Here is a 1,394-nt window from a genome sequence, read left to right as displayed (position 1 = left end):
GAACAACCTGCCGGGCAAAGCCGGTCATTCCCTGACGGAGAACGACTGGCTGATGAGCATTCGCAGCCGTGTCGGCATCCCGGGCGGGACCTGTGAGTTTGATTTGCCGGCCTACTATGCGTGGCAGCACCTTGACACCGAAACACGCCAGCAAGACCTGCAGCGCTGGATCACGCCGCTGGTGCCGCTGGCCGAATCCATACGTGTACTGCTAACGCTGTTGCGTGACTCCGGGGCGCCTCAAAAAGTGGTGGCGCCCGGCGGGCAATACCAGCAGACGTTGCCGCAGGGGCGCACCTTTCAGCTGTTGCGCCTGCGGATAGACCCGGCTCTGGGGTTGATTCCCGAAATCAGCGGTAACCGGCTGATTGTGTCGGTGCGCCTCATGCGCCACGGCAGTGACGACCGGCTGCACGCCAGCACCGAAGATTCTGCGTTTGAGCTGACGCTTTGCTCCTGATTTCAGGACTTGCTGCCTCATCGCCATCACACCCGATTGATCCCCAGACCTGTCTACAAACATGCCTGCGATGAAGAAAGATTCTCCGCCTCTCAAACGGGTCATATGTCCTGGCTGCGGCGGTGAAAGCATTTACGCACCCAGCAACCCTTTTCGCCCATTTTGCAGCGAGCGTTGCAAGAACATAGACTTGGGCGCCTGGGCCAGCGAAGGGTTCCGCCTGCCGGCGGATGTGCCACCGGATGATGAACAATTTGGAGACCCCAAGCTGCAATAAAGCTTGAGGCGAAACGCGGTGTCACCTGCGTTTGCGAAAGAATAAAAAGGGAGGAAAAAGTATGAACAGGAATTTTTGCAATGCGCTGGCTGCCGTTTTGGCCATGGCGCTGCTGGGCGGTAATGTGCAGGCTCAATCGGCCCAGGATGGGGTAAAGCCCGCCAAGGCCAAAAAAACCAGGAAGACCGCCGCTCAATCCGGTGCGGTAAATTCAGGCGGCAAAGTCAAATTCATCTCAGGGTCCGGCGAGACAGCCGGCCAGCGCGATGTCCGGCTCAAACGCGAATGCAAGGGCGCGGTAGATGCAGGCGCCTGCGCGGGCTACACGCGCTGATCCATCGATGGCGCCGGTGCGAAGCCGGCACAACGCCTGCAATGCTCAGTTGGTGGTGGGGGTTCCCAGCACCTGTTGCAGCTCGCCGTTCTGGTACATCTCCATCATGATGTCCGAGCCGCCGATGAATTCGCCTTTCACGTAGAGCTGTGGAATAGTTGGCCAGTTGCTGAACTCCTTGATGCCGTGGCGGATTTCCTCATCTTCCAGCACGTTCACGGTGGCGGGCTTGTTCACGCCGCAGGCCTTCAGCACCTGGATGGCACGGCCGGAAAAACCGCACATCGGGAATTGGGCCGTGCCTTTCATGAAAAGGACCACAT

4 protein-coding genes are annotated in these 1,394 nt (G+C 59.0%); 3 read left to right on the top strand and 1 reads right to left on the bottom strand.

Annotated elements, in window-relative coordinates; genetic code table 11:
- From AC1D1X_RS23325 to AC1D1X_RS23315, 3 genes are all read left to right on the top strand, one after another.
- Positions 1 to 460: cell division protein ZapD (locus AC1D1X_RS23325; RefSeq protein WP_477699347.1), on the top strand; the 460-nt coding region annotated here is incomplete at its 5' end.
- Between the two features lie 70 nt (positions 461 to 530).
- Entirely contained in the window at positions 531 to 737 is a 207-nt protein-coding gene (locus tag AC1D1X_RS23320) for a DNA gyrase inhibitor YacG (RefSeq protein ID WP_477670207.1), read from the top strand.
- Between the two features lie 61 nt (positions 738 to 798).
- A complete protein-coding gene (locus tag AC1D1X_RS23315) occupies positions 799 to 1,071 on the top strand; it encodes a hypothetical protein (RefSeq protein ID WP_477669832.1) in 273 nt (90 codons plus the stop codon).
- Between the two features lie 45 nt (positions 1,072 to 1,116).
- On the opposite strand, the gene grxD is transcribed toward AC1D1X_RS23315, so the two are convergent.
- A complete protein-coding gene (grxD, locus tag AC1D1X_RS23310; RefSeq protein ID WP_477699346.1) occupies positions 1,117 to 1,392 on the bottom strand; it encodes a Grx4 family monothiol glutaredoxin in 276 nt (91 codons plus the stop codon).
- Positions 1,393 to 1,394 lie beyond the last annotated feature (2 nt).

It is taken from the genome of Polaromonas sp. P1_G4 (assembly GCF_056405475.1).
Note: the sequence above shows the minus strand (reverse complement) of the source record. Positions and strands in the feature narration are given on the sequence as shown.